Raw genomic sequence first — 16,007 nt, 5'->3', positions numbered from 1 at the left:
AGGAGAAGTCTTCCGTGGAAAATATCGGCGTCTTCAACAGCGCACAGGGTGCCGAGGCCTCCGGCCTCCGCAATCTCAAACGGGTCTACTGGAACCTCGAGGCGCCTGCTCTCTACGAGCAGTCCCTGACCCGGGGCGAGACCAAGCTCGTGCAGGGCGGTGCGCTTCTGGCCGACACCGGCGTGCATACGGGCCGCTCCCCCAAGGACAAGTTCGTGGTGCGCGACGAATCCACGGAGAACACCGTCTGGTGGGACAACAACGGCGCCATCACGCCCGGCCATTTCGACACCCTGCTGGCCGACTTCCTGGCCCATGCCGAGGGCAAGGAGCTGTTCGCGCAGGATCTCTACGGCGGCGCCGATCCGGCCTACCGGGTCAAGGCGCGCGTCTTCACGGAATATGCCTGGCATTCGCTCTTCATCCGCAACCTGCTGATCCGTCCCGACCGGGGCGAGCTCGCCGATTACGTGCCCGGCCTGACCATCATCGACCTGCCGTCCTTCAAGGCTGATCCGGCCCGGCACGGCTGCCGCACGGAGACGGTCATCGCCTGCGACTTCAAGCGCAAGATCGTGCTCATCGGCGGCACGTCCTATGCCGGCGAGATGAAGAAGTCGGTCTTCACCTATCTGAACTACGTGCTGCCCGCCCAGAAGGTCATGCCCATGCATTGCTCGGCCAATGTGGGCGACGAGGGCGACGTGGCCGTGTTCTTCGGCCTCTCCGGCACCGGCAAGACCACGCTCTCGGCCGATCCGAACCGGGTCCTGCTCGGCGACGACGAGCATGGCTGGGGCCCGAACGGCGTGTTCAACTTCGAGGGCGGCTGTTACGCCAAGACGATCCGCCTCTCCCGCGAGGCGGAGCCCGAGATCTTCGCCACCACCGAGCGCTTCGGCACGGTGCTGGAGAACGTGACCATCGATCCGATCACGCGCATTCCCGATTTCGACGATGCGTCGAAGACGGAGAACACGCGCTGCGCCTATCCGCTCGACTTCATTCCCAATGCGAGCTCCACGGGCCGCGCGGGCATTCCGAAGAACATCGTGATGCTCACCTGCGATGCCTTCGGCGTGCTGCCTCCCATCGCCAAGCTGACGCCTGCCGAGGCCATGTACCACTTCCTCTCCGGCTACACGGCGAAGGTCGCGGGCACGGAGAAGGGCGTGAAGGATCCGGAGGCCACGTTCTCGACCTGCTTCGGCGCGCCCTTCATGCCGCGTCATCCGTCCGAATACGGCAACCTGCTGCGCGATCTCATCGCCAAGCACTCGGTGGATTGCTGGCTCGTCAACACGGGCTGGACCGGCGGTAAGTACGGCGTCGGCCGGCGCATGCCGATCCGTGTCACCCGCCGCCTGCTCACGGCGGCTCTCGACGGTTCGCTCTCCCGCGCCGATTTCCGCCGCGACCCGTATTTCGGCTTCGCGGTGCCGACCTCGGTGCCCGGCGTCGAGCCGCACATCCTGTACCCGGTGAAGACCTGGCAGAACAAGGCGGAGTTCGCCGAGACCGCCAAGCGCCTGATCGACATGTTCAACGAGAACTTCAAGCGCTTCGAGGGCCACGTGGATTCCGACGTCCGCTCCGCTGCCCCGCAGACGTCGATCGCAGCGTAACGGACGTCTCGACATTCTCTTGACGAAAGGCGGCCCACGGGCCGCCTTTTTGTTTGTCCGTCCCACCGGCAGCGCTTCCCACCCATGCGCTGCGGGAATTCCGACTCATCGAAAAGGATGTATGATGACAGGCAAATAAGATGGGGCTACAGCCTCATAAGCCAGGTGGGATTCGCCCGTGACCCGATTGACAGGTGTCCTTTTTGCGATTGCCGCAAACGGGCTCTTTGCGACCAGCGACACCCTGGTGAAGCTCCTCTCCCTCCACTATCCGATCTTCCAGATCATCGCCATGCAGGCAGGCATCGCCTGTCTCGTGGTGGGCGTCGTCATCTGGCGCGACAAGGCTTACAGGCTCTCGGCGATCCGCAATCCGAAGATGCTGATCGGACGCGGCTTCCTCGCCGGCGTGGGAACGGTCTCCGGGTTCTATGCCTTCTCGCTCCTGCCCCTCGCGGATGTCTATTCCATCACCTTCGGCTCGCCGCTCGTCGTCACGGTCGCGGCAGCATGGCTCCTGGGCGAGCGTACCCCGCCGGCGCGATGGGCCGCGATCCTCGTCGGCTTCTCCGGAATCCTGATCATGGTGCAGCCGGGTTACGCGGCCCTGTCGTTCGGCCATCTGGCGGCGTTCCTGAACGTCTTCGTCGGAGCCGGCGTGATCCTGATCATGCGCACCATCGGATCGCAGGAAAACCGCGCCATCATGGTGGCGGCCGTGATGGCCGGACAATTGACCGCGAGCCTGCCCGGCCTGTCCCTGAGCCATGTTCCCGAATGGAGCGATACCGGGCTGGTGATCGTCGCCGGCCTCGTCATGGTGTCGGCGCAGTTCCTGATGATCGAGTCTCTGCGCCGGGCACCCGCATCGAGCGTCGCGCCCATGCAATACACCAAACTCATCTGGGCTCTTCCGGTTGGGCTGTTCGTGTTCGGCGATGAGCCGAAGCTGCACGTTCTCGCCGGAGCCCTCGTGGTGATCGGATCGGTCCTCTACCTCCTCGATCATCAGCGCAGGGTGGACAACAGACCAGCCCGTCGACTCGAATCGTCGGCGCGGCAGCAAAGCGTGGGGGAGAAGAAGCTTGGTTGACTATCGGAACGACGTGACGATGGCAGGATCGCAATTCCCGCTGCAGGGCAGGACGGCTCTCGTCGTGGGCGGATCGCGGCGCTCGCGTCAACGCCATTTCGCCGGGCTTCTTCCTGACGGAGCTGAACCAGTCCAAGATGAGCCCGAAGCGCAAGGAGAACGCGCTTCTGAGAACGCCCGCGGGCCGCTTCGGACAGCTCGACGAACTCGTGGGCGCTGCGATCTATCTGGCTTCGCCCGCATCAGGATTCGTGACCGGAACGGTGCTCAATGTGGACGGAGGCTATCTCGCCTCCGGCATCTGATCAGAGATCGGCGATGAAGAACGGAATCCGCATCACGTGCCGGTATGTTTCACCGGGACGCAGCGCCGCCGAGGGGAAGTGCGGGATGTTCGGCGCATTCGGAAAATTCTGGGTCTCGAGCGCGAAACCGGCATGCCTGTCATAGACGGCGCCGCCCTTGCCGACAGCCGGGGCCTTGCCGAAATGGTTGGCCGTGTAGAACTGCACGCCCGGCTGGTTGGTCCAGATCTCCAGCCCCCTGCCTGAGGCGGGATGGACCGCCCGCGCCGCGCGTCGCAGAGGCTGCCCGTTGTCGTTGAGACAGAAATTGTGATCGTATCCCGCTTCGGGAAGTTGCGTCGTGTCGTCGATCATTGCGCCGATGGGCCGTGACGACCTGAAATCGAAAGCCGTGCCGGCGACGGGCGCGAGCTCGCCGGTCGGGATCTTCCCGAGGCCGACCGGTGTGTAATGGTCGGCGTCGATCAGGAGATGCTGGTCGCGGACATGGCCTGAATCGTGACCGGCGAGATTCCAGTAGCCGTGATAGGCGAGGTTCACGATCGTCGGGCGATCCGTCGTCGCCTCCATGACGATTTCGAGCGCAGGATCGTCCGTCAGCCTGTATGTGACCGTTGTGGTGACGGCCCCGGGATAGCCCTCGTCGCCGTCGGGCCGCTGCAATGTCAGGCGAACGGCCTTGTTCGCCGTATCGGCTTCGCCGGTCCAGATCCTCTTGCTGAAACCGTGAAAGCCGCCATGGATGTGGTTAGGCGCTTCGTTCTGCGAGAGGGAATAGGTCTCGCCGTCGAGCGTGAAGCGCGCATCAGCGATCCGGTTGGCATAGCGGCCGCAGATTGCGCCTGCCGAGCCGCGATTTTGAACGTAGGATTCAGGATCGTCATATCCGAGGACGATGTCGGCCTGCCGCCCTTTGCCGTCGGGAACGAACAGCCGGCTCACGGCCGCCGCATAGGTGATGATCGTGGTGCGGACCTGGCCCGCCTCGATGTCGAAGGCTTCGACAGCTTCGCCGCCGATGGTGCCGAAGGCGGATTTCTTGATGCTCATGAGCCGATGCAAAAAATGCCGGCAGCGCCGTGATGTGACAGGGCTGCCGGCCAGGGGGAGGATCAGTGGATCTCTGGCTCCGGCACGCCGCCGGATCCTTCCAGGAAGTCGAAGTCGCAGCCCTCGTCCGCCTGCCGGATGTGCTGGGCGAAGAGCTTGTTGTAGCCGCGCGGATAGTCGCGCGGCGGCGGCGACCAGGTGCGCAGGCGGTCCTTGATCTGCTCGTCGCTCACATGAAGATGGATCGAGCGGTTCGGCACGTCGACCGTGATGAGGTCTCCCGTCCTCACCGCGGCCAGGGGACCGCCGATATGCGCTTCCGGCGAGACGTGCAGGATGCAGGCGCCGTAGCTGGTGCCGCTCATGCGTGCATCGGAGATGCGCAGCATGTCGCGCACGCCCTGCTTCAGCAGCTTCTTCGGAATCGGCAGCATGCCCCATTCTGGCATGCCCGGTCCGCCGATGGGGCCGGCATTGCGCAGCACCATGATGTGATCGGGCGTGACGTCGAGGTCGAGATCGTTCACGGCCTTCGTCATCTCGTCGTAGGTGTCGAAGACGATGGCCGGGCCCGTGTGCTGCAAGAGCCGAGGCTCGGCTGCCGGCGGCTTGATCACGCAGCCCTTTGGGGCAAGGTTGCCGCGCAGAATCGCGGTGCCGCCGGAGGCCGCAATCGGCTTGTCGAGCGGACGGATCACGTCGTCGTTGTAAACGGCAGCACCTTCCAGGGCGTCGCGCAGGGTTCCCGTCACGGTGCGCTCGTCGAGATGCAGCAGCGGCGCGAGGCGGGACAGGAGGCCGCGAATGCCGCCGGCGATATGGAAGTCTTCCATCAGCCACTGGCCCGAGGGACGCAGGTTGGCGATCACCGGCACCTTCTGGGCGAAGTCGTCGAAATCCTGCAGCGAGACCTCGATGCCGGCACGGCCTGCCATGGCCACGAGATGGATCATCGCGTTCGTCGAGCCGGCGAGCGCGTTGTGCACCATCAGGGCGTTCTCGAACGAGCGTCGCGTGAGGATGTCGCTGGGCTTCAGATCGTCCCACACCATCTCGACGATCTTGCGGCCGGTGAGGCTCGCCATGCGCGGATGGGCGGCATCGACGGCCGGGATGGAGGCGGCGCCGGGGAGGCTCAGGCCCAGCGTCTCGACGATCGACGTCATCGTGGAAGCCGTGCCCATGGTCATGCAGGTGCCAGGCGAGCGCGCGATGCCGGCCTCCATGTCGTTCCATTGCTGGTCCGTGATGGTGCCTGCTTCCTTCTCGGCCCAGTACTTCCAGATATCGGATCCGGAGCCCAGGATCGTGCCCGCATGGTGGCCGCGGATCATGGGACCGGCCGGCATGAAGATCATCGGCAGGTTCATGCTGATCGCGCCCATGACGGTGGCAGGCGTCGTCTTATCGCAGCCGCCCATGAGCACCGCGCCGTCGACCGGGTGGGAGCGGAGCAACTCCTCCACCTCCAGCGCGAGAAGGTTGCGATAGAGCATCGTGGTCGGCTTGACGAAGTTCTCCGACAACGACAGCGCTGGCAGCTCGATGGGGAAACCGCCTGCCTGCCAAACGCCGCGCTTCACGTCCTCGACGCGCGCACGGAAATGGGAGTGACAGGGATTGATGTCGCTCCAGGTGTTGATGATCGCGATCACCGGCTTGCCCATGAAGTCTTCACGGGCATAGCCCATCTGGAGCGTCCGGGACCGATGCCCGAAGGAGCGCAGATCGGTGACGCCAAACCAGCGGTAGCTTCTCAACTGTTCGGGCGATCGCTTGGCCATTCTTGTTTCACTCCCCGCGCCTGACGGCACAAAAGCCATATGTCATACAACTTTGAAAATTCGTCGCCGTTTTGGGGCCGGCTGTCAAGTGCGGCCGCCCCTTTTGTCTGGTCTGTGGGCTCAGGCCTTGGCGGCGGAGCGGACGTTGACGGTCTTGGGCGCTGGCTTGTCCGACGACTGCAGGATCCGGGCCGAATAGCGGTTGCGGCTGTTGGCCAGGTGTGCGCGCATCATGGCGGCGGCGAGGTTCGAGTCGCCCATGGCGATGGCGTCGCGGATCGCCCGGTGCTCGCGTTCGATCACGCTGAGATAATCGCGCTGGCGCTGGTCCACCCCCACCGGGTCCATCTGGCCGGAGCGGCGGGGCACGGCGAATTCTCCAAGGAAGTCCAGGAAGCGCGCGAAGTAGGGGTTCTTGGTGGCGCCCGCGAGAATGCGGTGGAATTCGAGATCGGCCGCGATGCCGTAATCCTCGCCTTTGACGATGTTCTCCAAGGCTCTATCGAGCGCAGCCATTTCCTCGTCCGTCCGGCGCACGGCCGCAAGCGAAGCGGCCTCCACTTCCACCGCGAGGCGTAGCTCCAGCATGGCCAGGATGTCGTCCACTTCGCCATTGCTGAGGGATGCGAAGAAATCCGATTTCGGCGGGGGCGGGAGCACGAAAGCACCGGCGCCTTGCCGGGTCTGGACAAGTTTGGCCGCCTTCAGCGCCGCCACGGCCTCGCGCACCACGGTCCGGCTGACGCCGGCCGCTGCGGCGAGTTCGGCCTCGGTCGGCAAACGATCGCCTGCCTGCAGCCGCCCTTCAGCGATCTCGCGGGAGATCGCTTCCGCCAGATCGCTCACGAGATTGCGCTTGCGGGCGACAGTGTTGAGGGACAGATCGGAGAGGAAGGAGCGTTCGTTCATGGGGCCGTTGATGCCTCTTGCAAGGCGCTGAGAATGAAAGACGTCTGGATGCCGCTTCCAATCGTTTCGGAAGCGATCCACCAAGCCCGCGCCGGGTTCCGGAGCTTCGGCCGGCCACATGGGAATGTGCCCGAACCGGCAGGCCAACTTGTCGTATGTCTCACTACCTTGCCGGCATCTCCCAAGTCAAAAGAAATCATTATTACAGCAGCTTCCCACGGTGGAAAGACGCTGCTGGAAGACGAGTGTGCCCTGCCGGATCGCACTTGTCAAAATTTGTATGTTGCCATACAAGATATGCCGCAGCTCCAGCGCCTCAACTCAATAAGCTCAATTCAATAAGATGGAATCAGGGAGAGAACGCATGAAGAAATGGCTCGCCGCGATCAGCCTTTCGCTCCTCGCCGCAGGAGCTGGATTTGGCTCCGCTCAGGCGCAAGGATCGGACTGGCCGCAGAAGCAGGTTACGATCATCGTGCCGTTCGGCCCGGGCGGCACGACCGATCTGTTCGCCCGCATCGTGGCCGAGCAGCTTCATGCCAAGTACGGCAAGCCCTTCATCATCGAGAACCGCCCCGGCGCGGGCGGCAATATCGGCACGACGGCCGTCGCCAAGGCCGCGCCCGACGGCCATACGCTCCTGGTCGGCACGGTGAGCACGCACGCCATCAACCCGTTCCTCTACAAGAACCTCCCCCATGATGCCGAGAAGGACTTCGTGCCGATCACGGCTCTGGCCAAGCTTCCCAATCTCCTGGTGGTGAACCCCAAGATCCCGGTGAAGACCTTCGCGGAATTCGTCGAATACGCGAAGCAGAATCCCGGCAAGCTGAACTACGGGTCGTCCGGGGCCGGGACGTCGCAGCACCTCGCGGCCGAGCTGTTCCAGCTCAAGACCGGCGCGAAGATGACCCATGTGCCGTTCCGTTCGTCCCAGGACATCGTCAACGGCCTGATCGGTGGGCATATCGATCTGGCGTTCGACAACATGACCATCGCCTGGCCTCAGGCGCAGGGCGGAACCGTGCGGGCGCTTGCCGTCACCAGCCCCGATCGCAGCCAGCAGGCCCCGGAGATCCCGGCCGTCGCCGAGACGCTGACCGGTTTCGATGCGACCTCCTGGAACGGGCTTTGGGCGCCGGCCGGCACGCCGCAGGCCATCGTCGACACCCTCGCGGCCGACGTGAAGGCCATTCTCGAAAAGCCCGAGATCCAGAAGAAGGCGGCCGAAATGGCCTCGACGACGGCACCGATGACGCCGAAGCAATTCGCCGAATACATCCAGAGCGAGCGGCAGAAATGGTCCGAGGTCGTCAAGACCGTCGGCATCCAGATCGGCCAGTGAGGAAACGCCTTTGAAATTGCGGCCGGGCGACGCCCCGCCCTTGCAGAACCGCCCCTGAAAACAGCGAGACAATATCCATGCTGACGACCATCGAAACCTCTCACCTCGCCCGTTCCGTTCTGGCGGTTCCGCCATTCGCCCTGACGGCCGACTTCGAGATCAACCGTGAGGCCAATGCGAAGCTGATCCGCCATCTCGAAGCCGGCGGCGTGTCGACCCTGCTCTATGGCGGCAACGCCAATGTCCACAACTGGCCGGTGTCGAAATTCGCCGAATGGCTCGACAGCCTGGAGGAATCCGTTGCCGACGACACATGGCTGATCCCGTCGGTCGGACCCGATTGGGGCAAGCTCGTCGACGAGGCGGCGATCCTCAAGAGCCGCCGCTATCCCGTCGCCATGGCGCTGCCGATGATCGCGCCGCAGACGCCCGAGGGCGTGGTGCGCGGGCTGCAGGATTTCGTGGATCGCTCCGGGGTGCCGCTGATCGTCTACATCAAGACCGACCAATACGTGCCCGCCAAGGCGATGGCGAAGCTCGTGGAGCAGGGCGCCGTCTTCGGCATCAAGTATGCGGTTCCGCGCGCCGACCTGACGCAGGATGGCTATCTGCAGGAGCTCATCGACGCGGTCGGCGCAGAGCGGATCGTGAGCGGCTTCGGCGAGCCGCCGGCCTTCCCGCATCTCACGCATTTCAAGCTTGCCGGATTCACGGCAGGTTGCGTCTGCATCGCGCCGCATCTGTCCATGTCCTTCCTCCATGCGCTGAAGCGCGGCGACGAGGCCGAGGCGCGGCGCCTGCTCGACGTTTTCCTGCCTCTCGAAGCCATCCGCGAGCGCCACAACGCGATCCGGGTTCTGCACACCGCCGTCTCCCTGTCGGGCGTGGCCGACATGGGCCCGATCCTGCCTCTCCTCACCGAGGCCGATCCGGCGATCCATGGGGACATCAGGGAAGCAGCAAAGACGCTCCTGGCGGCGGAAATGACCGCTCGACAGCAGGCCGCTGCTGCGTAATCTGACCGGCATCATCGGTCGGCCGGCCCCGTGCCGGCAGCATGCAAGGCGTCTGTGATCTCTATGCCCGAAACCCACACCGATCTCCTGGGCGTGCTCTCCGCACGCCTGGGGGCCAAGCACGTCATCGCCGATCCCGCCGGGATGGAGAGCTATCTCCTCGAGGAGCGGAAGCTCTATCGCGGCACGGCCCTGGCGGTCGTCCGTCCCGGCAGCACCGAGGAGGTCGCCTTCGTGGTGCAGGAATGCGCCAAGGCCGATGTCGCCCTCGTGCCGCAGGGCGGCAATACCGGGCTCGTCGGGGGAGGGGTGCCGCACAAGGGCATCGTCCTGTCGCTCGCAAGGCTCGACCAGATCCGCGAGGTCAATCCCTTCAACGCCACCATGACGGTCGAGGCCGGGTGCATCCTGAAGACCATTCAGGATGCGGCGAGCTCGGTCGATTGCATCTTCCCGCTCTCCCTCGCCTCGGAAGGATCCTGCCGGATCGGCGGCAACATCTCGACCAATGCCGGCGGCGTGAACGTGCTGCGCTACGGCAATACCCGCGAGCTGGTTCTGGGGCTCGAAGTCGTCCTCGCCGACGGTCGGATTTGGAACGGCCTGAAGAGCCTGCGCAAGGACAACACCGGCTACGACCTGAAGAACCTCTTCATCGGCTCGGAAGGAACCCTCGGCATCATCACGGCGGCGGTGCTGAAGCTTTTCCCGAAACCGAAGACACGCGTGGTGGCCTTCATCGGCTGCGCGTCGCCGCATGCGGCGCTCGATCTGTTCGAAGGCCTGCGCCAGACCATGGGCGATGAGCTGACGGCTTTCGAGTTCATGCCACGCTTCGCCCTGGATATCGTGCTCAGGCACGCGCCCGGCGCGGTCCGCCCCTTGAGTGGCGACCATGCCGCCTATGCGTTGATCGAGGTCGCGTCGCCCGATCCCGATCTCGACCTGCGCGAGCTTTTGGAGAAGGCACTGGGTGCCGCCTTCGAGAACGGCACCATTGAGGATGCGACCATCGCGACGAGCGAAGCTCAGAACGCGGCGCTCTGGCACCTGCGGGAAAGCCTCTCCGACGTGCAGGGGCTTGAAGGCGGATCGATCAAGCACGACGTTTCGGTGCCCGTCTCGGACGTTGCGGACTTCATCGTCACGGCGAGCAAGGTCTGCGAGGAGGCGCTGCCCGGGGTGCGCGTCTGCGCGTTCGGCCATTTCGGCGACGGCAACATCCATTTCAACCTGACCCAGCCCGTCGACATGGAGAAAGCGGTCTTCCTGGCCCAATGGGAGCGCTTCAATCGGATCGTCCATGACATCGTCCACGCCATGAACGGATCGATTTCAGCCGAGCACGGTATCGGTCTCATCAAGCGTGACGAGCTGGCGCGCTACAAGGATCCGGTGGCGCTCGATCTGATGAAGACGCTGAAGCGGGCGCTCGATCCGCAGAACATCCTCAATCCCGGGAAAGTCATCGCTCTCGGGGCCGATCTGCCGCCTGCCTTGCCTATAGGGAAGAAGGGTTGAGGGGAGGGGGCGGCAGAAAAGATCGACTCAGCAAGCTCTGACCTCATCCTGAGGAGCCTGCGGAGCAGGCGTCTCGAAGGATCGTTCAGAGTGCACTGGAAGCGCCCTGATCCTTCTAGACGGTCACTGACGTGACCTCCTCAGGATGAGGGCTTAGGGAGAGTGCCGAGCAGTGCGCCGGACACTAAAGCGTCGGACGAAAATTCGAACTCACGTCCGATGCTCCAAGCTTTTGTTTTCCTGCATCTTTACACGCAAAACCGGTTCCCACTTTTGCGTTCGATGCTCTAAGCTCGAACACACATTCCGCCTCAACCGTTTCGTTTTTGCGCCGGTTGAGATAACAACGTTGGATCTGCAAAGCCGACCGGCCGCTATCGGTCCGCAGGAATCTGGAGCTTCATGAACGCCCCTGTCGCCAGCAAGCAAGCCGTTCGAGATGCCGAGGCGACGAAGCGGCGGATCCTCGATGCAGCGACGGCCGAGTTTGCCGGCCACGGCTATGGCGGCGCGCGCGTGGACCAGATCGCGGACGCCGCGCGCACGAACAAGCGCATGCTCTATTATTATTACGGGAGCAAGGAAGCGCTGTTTCTCGCAACCCTCGAAGCGGCCTACGACCACATCCGCGCCGCCGAGCGCGAGCTGCATCTGGAGGAGCTCTCGCCCCTGCAGGCGCTCGAGGAACTCGTGCGTTTCACGTGGAATTATTTCGTTCAGTATCCCGAGTTCATGATGCTGCTCAATGCGGAGAACCAGCACCGCGCCGCGCACCTGAAGAAGTCCACCCGGGTGCACACCATGAACTCCCCGGTCATCGAGACCATCGGGGTCATCCTCAAGCGGGGCGAAAAGGCCAAGATCATCCGGTCCGGCATCGACCCGGTCCAGCTTTACGTATCGATCGCCGGGCTCTGCTACTTCTACCTGTCGAACGTCTACACCCTGTCGGTCGCCTTCGGCCGCGAGCTTCTATCCCCGCCGGCCATGAAGGAGCGCATCGACCACGTGGTCGATTTCGTCCTGGCCGGCGTGCGCGCCTGAATTTTCCAAACGGCGCTTGACATGTCCGACAACCGGGCATCTAATTAACCAGCTAGTTACATAGAGCGGCTGAAGCCGCCGAAATATGCCCTTTGGAAACGCCCTGGAGCATCGTGCGAAGAAGTGGGAACCAGTTCTTCGTGAAGAACGATGCTCCATCGAAGAAATAGAGCAAGCATTCTGATCCCGTCAGAATGCAACTTGCTCTAGAGGAAGACGCTGCATGACGTCGAAGCTCGCGCGCGCCAGTCAAAACCTGCTGAATTCCGCCTGGATCAAGCCGTTTGGGCTTCTTGTCCTGACGGTGGTGCTTTGGGATCTTACGGTGCGCATCTTTGCGATCCCGGCCTATCTGATCCCGCCGCCCAAGGACGTGGCGGTGGCGTTCTGGAACGAAGGCGGCATGCTGCTCAGGGAGGCTGTTCCCACCACGACGGCCACGCTCGGAGGCTTCATCCTCTCGGCCCTGTTCGGCATCCCGATTGCCATGCTCATCGCGGGCTCCCGCACGGTCGAGTCCTACGTTTATCCGCTGCTCGTCTTCTCCCAGTCGATCCCCAAGGTCGCGGTCGCGCCGCTCTTCGTCGTGTGGTTCGGCTTCGGCATGGCGCCCAAGGTGATCTCGGCTTTCCTGCTCGGGTTCTTCCCCGTGGTCGTCGCCGGCGTCCAGGGCTTCAAGTCGCTCGATCCCGAGATGCGCGACCTCGTGCGCTCCATGAAGGCCTCGCGCCTGCAAGCCTTCACCATGGTCAACCTGCCGCACGCGCTGCCGGCGATCTTTTCCGGCCTGAAGGTCTCCGTCACCCTGGCCGTCGTCGGCGCCGTCGTCGGTGAGTTCGTCGGCGCCAATTCCGGCATCGGCTTCGTGCTGCAGCGGTCCATCGGCAATTTCGAACTGCCGACCATGTTCGCGGCCCTCGTCATCCTGGCGATGATCAGCGTCATCCTCTTCTGGATCATCGATCTCATCGAACGTTTCACCGTGCCCTGGCACGCCAGCCAACGGCACGATTTTGCAGCAACCGCCTAAAGCATAAAGGCGGAGCCCATACACATCGGAGGAAGTCCATGAAGAAACGTACGTTCCTGAAAGCTACCCTCTTTGCCGCCACCGCTCTCATGCCGTTCGTGTCTCTGCCGGCGCAGGCTGCGGACAAAGTCGTGCTGATGCTCAACTGGTATGTCTACGGCGAGCACGCGCCGTTCTTCTACGGCAAGGAGAAGGGCCTTTACGCGGCCGAGGGTATCGACCTCGAAATCCAGGAAGGGCGCGGCTCGGCCGTGACCGTGCAGGCGGTCGCGGCCAAGACGGTGGACTTCGCCTATGCGGACGTTCCCACCATGATCCGCGCGGCCGTCAAGGGCGCGCCCGTCATGTCTCCCGGGGTTCTTCTGCAGAAGAACCCCATGTCGGTGATGGGCTTCTCCGAAAAGAACATCCGCAAGGCCGAGGACCTGCGCGGCAAGACGGTTGCGACGACACCGGGCGATTCCATGTCGCAGATCTGGCCGCTCTTCCTCAAGAAGGCAGGCCTCAAGGAAAGCGAGATGCGCATCGTGTCCGGTGATGCGCAGACGAAGCTCAATGCCGTCATCAACGGCCAGGCCGATGTTCTGCTGGGCTACGTCATGGACCAGAGCATGAAGATCAAGGACGCGACGGGCAAGAACGTCACGCCGATCATGTTCGCGGATTACGGCGTCAATCTCGTCTCCTCCGGCATCATCGCTCATAAGGACACCCTGAAGGACAAGGCCGATCTCGTGCGCCGCTTCATGAGCGCGACCACCAAGGCCATCGAGGGTGCCGAGAAGGCCCCGGCCGAGGCGACGCAGGCCGTGCTGAAAGCCCTGCCGAAAGCCGGCAAGCCCGATACGTTGCAGGAAGGATTCGAGCTGACGATCCCGCTTTACCGCACAGAGGAGACGAAGAACCAGCGCCCGTTCAACGTCACCGATGCGAACATGGCCGAGACCGTCAACCTGCTCATCGAATATGGCGGCCTCGACCCGGCCGCGAAGGAGAATCCCAAGGCGTTCTACACCCGCGACTTCCTGCCGAAGGCCACCCAGTGAGCAGGTCTGCGCACGCCATGGCACATCTTCGTGTCATCTCGAAGAACGAGCCTAAGAGCGAGGCGTCCGCGCCTCGCAACATGATCGAGATTCGCAATCTCGCGAAAACCTATCGCACCCGCGGCGGCGATGTGCCGTCCCTGCGGCCGATCAATCTCGACATCACCGACGGCGAATTCGTCGCCGTGGTGGGGCCTTCGGGCTGCGGCAAGTCCACGCTCCTGAAGCTCGTGGCCGGTCTCATCCCAGCGACCGAAGGCGAGGTTCAGATCGGCGGCGTTGCCGTCCAGGAGCCGCCGGACGACGTCGGCATCGTCTTCCAGAGCCCGGTGCTGTTGCCCTGGCGCTCGGTTCTGCGCAACGTGATGCTGCCCGTGGAAGTGCGTAAGCTCGACCGGGAGAGCCATCTCGCCCGTGCCCGCAAGCTCCTGTCCATGGCGGGGCTCGAGGACTTTCAGAACAAGTATCCCTGGCAGCTGTCGGGCGGCATGCAGCAGCGCGCCGCCATCTGCCGGGCGCTGGTGCACGATCCGAAGATCGTGCTGATGGACGAACCCTTCGGCGCCCTCGACGCCATGACGCGCGAGCGCATGAACCTTGAATTGCAGCGCATCCATCACGAGACCGGCAAGACAATCCTCCTGATCACCCACTCGATTCCGGAAGCGGTGTTCCTCGCGGACCGCGTGGTCGTCATGTCGGAGCGGCCGGGTGCGATCGCGGCGATCTACGACGTGACGCTGCCCCGTCCGCGCAATCTGGAGATCATGGGACACCCGACCTTCGTCGATTTGACGCAAAAGATCCGCGCCCATTTCTACGCGCGCGGTCACCTGGACTAGCACCATGTCAGGCACCCGGCTCCGCATCCGTGAGATCCAGACCTTCGAACGTCCCATGCGCTTCGCGCGACCGTTCCGGTTCGGTCTCGTGACCGTCGACGAGGCGCCTCAGGCCTTCCTGAGGGTCGTCGTCGAAGTGGAAGGAGCCGGAACCGCGACCGGCGTCACGGCCGAGATGATGATGCCGAAATGGTTCGACAAGAACCCGGCCAAGTCCCCGCAGGACACGATCGCGGATCTGAAAGCGAGCGTCGGGGAGGCCGCCCGACACTACGCTCAGGCTCAGGACTGGGACACGGCCTTCGGCCACCATGTACGAGGCTTCTCGGCGCAGAAGGCGTGGGCCGCCGATCGGGGATTGCCCGGGCTCGTCGCCTCTTTCGGACCCGCACTCGTCGACAAGGCTGTCGCCGATGCGCTCCTCAAGGCGCTGAAGCTCAGTTTCCCTGAAGGGTTGCGGCACAACGTCTTCGGCATCGACGCGCGGCAGACGCCGGATCTCGACGAGGGACGCATCCGGTCCTTCCTGTCAGGCGTTCAACCGGTCGGCGACGTTCTTCTGCGGCACACGGTGGGGCTCCTGGATTCTCTCGACGGCGCGGGTGGTCTCGAAGACGAGATCCGGTTGGCGAATTTAAGGCTCTTCAAGATCAAGATCGGCGGCGATATCGATGCGGACATCCCGCGTTTGGCGGCCATCCACGATCTCCTGTCGCGGCATGTTCCCGATTACCGCGCCACCCTCGACGCCAACGAGCAGTACGATCCGCAGCGCCTTCGGGTTCTGATCCAGGCCATGAGCGGCGGCACGTTACGCGCCTTCCGCGAGCATCTTCTCTACATCGAGCAGCCCTTCGACCGGGCAGGCACCTTCGCCGCATTCCTGGGCGATCTCGGCGGCGAGATTCCGTTCATCATCGACGAGGCGGATGGGGATTACGATGCCTTCCCGCGCGCGGTCGAACTCGGCTACCGCGGTGTCTCCTCGAAAGCCTGCAAGGGGTTCTACAAGTCCATCCTGAATGCCGTCCGCGTCTCGGTTTTGAATGAGGCGAGACCGGGCCAGTTCTTCGTCTCCGCCGAGGATCTCACGTGCCAGGCCGGGCTTGGGATCCAGCAGGATACGGCACTCGTCGCGACGCTCGGTCTGACCCATGCCGAGCGTAACGGACATCACTACGTCGAGGGCTTCGGCCCCGCATCGGATGCGGAAGCGGCGCGCTTTGCGGCCGCGCATCCCGATCTTTATCGGAGGCAGGGCGAGCGTATCGGTCTTGCCTTCGAGCGCGGGTCGCTCCCGACCGCTTCTCTGATGTCTGCTCCAGGTTTCGCCAGCGGCGCCGAGCCCGAATGGAGCAGCCTTGTTCAGCTCTCACAACAGCATCTTTGATAGGAGA

At 63.6% G+C, this 16,007-nt stretch carries 14 protein-coding genes and 1 pseudogene; 12 read left to right on the top strand and 3 right to left on the bottom strand.

Annotated elements, in window-relative coordinates:
• Positions 1–14 precede the first annotated feature (14 nt).
• The 3 genes and pseudogenes from DDF70_RS25375 to DDF70_RS25365 form a co-directional block, all read left to right on the top strand.
• Positions 15–1,625, top strand: a complete 1,611-nt coding sequence (locus DDF70_RS25375) for a phosphoenolpyruvate carboxykinase (RefSeq protein WP_114947553.1) — start codon at positions 15–17, stop codon at positions 1,623–1,625.
• A 178-nt stretch (positions 1,626–1,803) separates the two neighbouring features.
• The gene (locus tag DDF70_RS25370) at positions 1,804–2,718 is read left to right on the top strand and encodes a DMT family transporter (protein ID WP_114947552.1); all 915 of its coding nucleotides are present in this window, start codon (positions 1,804–1,806) and stop codon (positions 2,716–2,718) included.
• A gap of 74 nt (positions 2,719–2,792) precedes the next feature.
• Positions 2,793–3,023: pseudogene (locus DDF70_RS25365) on the top strand (SDR family oxidoreductase); the annotation flags it as partial.
• Here the strand turns inward: DDF70_RS25365 and DDF70_RS25360 are convergent.
• The 3 genes from DDF70_RS25360 to DDF70_RS25350 form a co-directional block, all read right to left on the bottom strand.
• Complete coding sequence (locus DDF70_RS25360) at positions 3,024–4,073, bottom strand: aldose epimerase family protein (RefSeq protein ID WP_114947550.1); 1,050 nt, start codon at positions 4,071–4,073, stop codon at positions 3,024–3,026. It abuts the pseudogene before it with no gap.
• A gap of 62 nt (positions 4,074–4,135) precedes the next feature.
• Entirely contained in the window at positions 4,136–5,857 is a 1,722-nt protein-coding gene (gene araD / locus DDF70_RS25355) for an L-arabinonate dehydratase (RefSeq protein ID WP_114947549.1), read from the bottom strand.
• A gap of 120 nt (positions 5,858–5,977) precedes the next feature.
• Positions 5,978–6,766, bottom strand: a complete 789-nt coding sequence (locus DDF70_RS25350) for a FadR/GntR family transcriptional regulator (RefSeq protein WP_162820653.1) — start codon at positions 6,764–6,766, stop codon at positions 5,978–5,980.
• 33 nt (positions 6,767–6,799) lie between these two features.
• Here DDF70_RS25350 and DDF70_RS36920 point away from each other — a divergent pair, with 33 nt between their 5' ends.
• The 9 genes from DDF70_RS36920 to DDF70_RS25310 all read left to right on the top strand — a co-directional run bounded on the left by DDF70_RS36920 (position 6,800) and on the right by DDF70_RS25310 (position 16,000).
• Positions 6,800–7,108, top strand: a complete 309-nt coding sequence (locus DDF70_RS36920; protein ID WP_162820652.1) for a hypothetical protein — start codon at positions 6,800–6,802, stop codon at positions 7,106–7,108.
• A 22-nt stretch (positions 7,109–7,130) separates the two neighbouring features.
• Complete coding sequence (locus DDF70_RS25345) at positions 7,131–8,111, top strand: Bug family tripartite tricarboxylate transporter substrate binding protein (RefSeq protein ID WP_114947547.1); 981 nt, start codon at positions 7,131–7,133, stop codon at positions 8,109–8,111.
• 77 nt (positions 8,112–8,188) lie between these two features.
• Entirely contained in the window at positions 8,189–9,127 is a 939-nt protein-coding gene (locus DDF70_RS25340; RefSeq protein WP_114947546.1) for a dihydrodipicolinate synthase family protein, read from the top strand.
• 63 nt (positions 9,128–9,190) lie between these two features.
• The gene (locus tag DDF70_RS25335; RefSeq protein ID WP_114947545.1) at positions 9,191–10,648 is read left to right on the top strand and encodes an FAD-binding oxidoreductase; all 1,458 of its coding nucleotides are present in this window, start codon (positions 9,191–9,193) and stop codon (positions 10,646–10,648) included.
• A gap of 402 nt (positions 10,649–11,050) precedes the next feature.
• Positions 11,051–11,692: a TetR family transcriptional regulator gene (locus tag DDF70_RS25330; protein ID WP_114947544.1), complete on the top strand. Its 642-nt coding sequence runs from the start codon at positions 11,051–11,053 to the stop codon at positions 11,690–11,692.
• Positions 11,693–11,915: 223 nt separating this feature from the next.
• Positions 11,916–12,722 carry an ABC transporter permease gene (locus DDF70_RS25325; RefSeq protein WP_114947543.1) on the top strand — a complete coding sequence of 269 codons (807 nt, stop codon included), beginning with the start codon at positions 11,916–11,918 and terminating at the stop codon, positions 12,720–12,722.
• A gap of 38 nt (positions 12,723–12,760) precedes the next feature.
• Positions 12,761–13,768 (top strand): ABC transporter substrate-binding protein, encoded by a 1,008-nt coding sequence (locus tag DDF70_RS25320; RefSeq protein WP_170316120.1) that lies wholly within the window; start codon positions 12,761–12,763, stop codon positions 13,766–13,768.
• A gap of 17 nt (positions 13,769–13,785) precedes the next feature.
• Positions 13,786–14,610, top strand: a complete 825-nt coding sequence (locus DDF70_RS25315) for an ABC transporter ATP-binding protein (RefSeq protein WP_114947542.1) — start codon at positions 13,786–13,788, stop codon at positions 14,608–14,610.
• Positions 14,611–14,614: 4 nt separating this feature from the next.
• Entirely contained in the window at positions 14,615–16,000 is a 1,386-nt protein-coding gene (locus DDF70_RS25310; RefSeq protein WP_114947541.1) for an enolase, read from the top strand.
• Positions 16,001–16,007: the final 7 nt, after the last annotated feature.

This window comes from Microvirga calopogonii (assembly GCF_003347665.1).
Taxonomy (GTDB): domain Bacteria; phylum Pseudomonadota; class Alphaproteobacteria; order Rhizobiales; family Beijerinckiaceae; genus Microvirga; species Microvirga calopogonii.
This window is presented reverse-complemented; position numbering and strand designations above follow the sequence as displayed.

Excerpts from the sequence above, each read along its gene's own strand:
- DDF70_RS25360 (WP_114947550.1), bottom strand. The coding sequence starts at position 4,073 with ATGAGCATCAAGAAATCCGCCTTCGGCACCATCGGCGGCGAAGCTGTC.
- araD (WP_114947549.1), bottom strand. The coding sequence starts at position 5,857 with ATGGCCAAGCGATCGCCCGAACAGTTGAGAAGCTACCGCTGGTTTGGC.
- DDF70_RS25350 (WP_162820653.1), bottom strand. The coding sequence starts at position 6,766 with ATGAACGAACGCTCCTTCCTCTCCGATCTGTCCCTCAACACTGTCGCC.
- DDF70_RS36920 (WP_162820652.1), top strand. The coding sequence starts at position 6,800 with ATGAAAGACGTCTGGATGCCGCTTCCAATCGTTTCGGAAGCGATCCAC.
- DDF70_RS25345 (WP_114947547.1), top strand. The coding sequence starts at position 7,131 with ATGAAGAAATGGCTCGCCGCGATCAGCCTTTCGCTCCTCGCCGCAGGA.
- DDF70_RS25340 (WP_114947546.1), top strand. The coding sequence starts at position 8,189 with ATGCTGACGACCATCGAAACCTCTCACCTCGCCCGTTCCGTTCTGGCG.
- DDF70_RS25335 (WP_114947545.1), top strand. The coding sequence starts at position 9,191 with ATGCCCGAAACCCACACCGATCTCCTGGGCGTGCTCTCCGCACGCCTG.
- DDF70_RS25330 (WP_114947544.1), top strand. The coding sequence starts at position 11,051 with ATGAACGCCCCTGTCGCCAGCAAGCAAGCCGTTCGAGATGCCGAGGCG.
- DDF70_RS25325 (WP_114947543.1), top strand. The coding sequence starts at position 11,916 with ATGACGTCGAAGCTCGCGCGCGCCAGTCAAAACCTGCTGAATTCCGCC.
- DDF70_RS25320 (WP_170316120.1), top strand. The coding sequence starts at position 12,761 with ATGAAGAAACGTACGTTCCTGAAAGCTACCCTCTTTGCCGCCACCGCT.
- DDF70_RS25315 (WP_114947542.1), top strand. The coding sequence starts at position 13,786 with ATGGCACATCTTCGTGTCATCTCGAAGAACGAGCCTAAGAGCGAGGCG.
- DDF70_RS25310 (WP_114947541.1), top strand. The coding sequence starts at position 14,615 with ATGTCAGGCACCCGGCTCCGCATCCGTGAGATCCAGACCTTCGAACGT.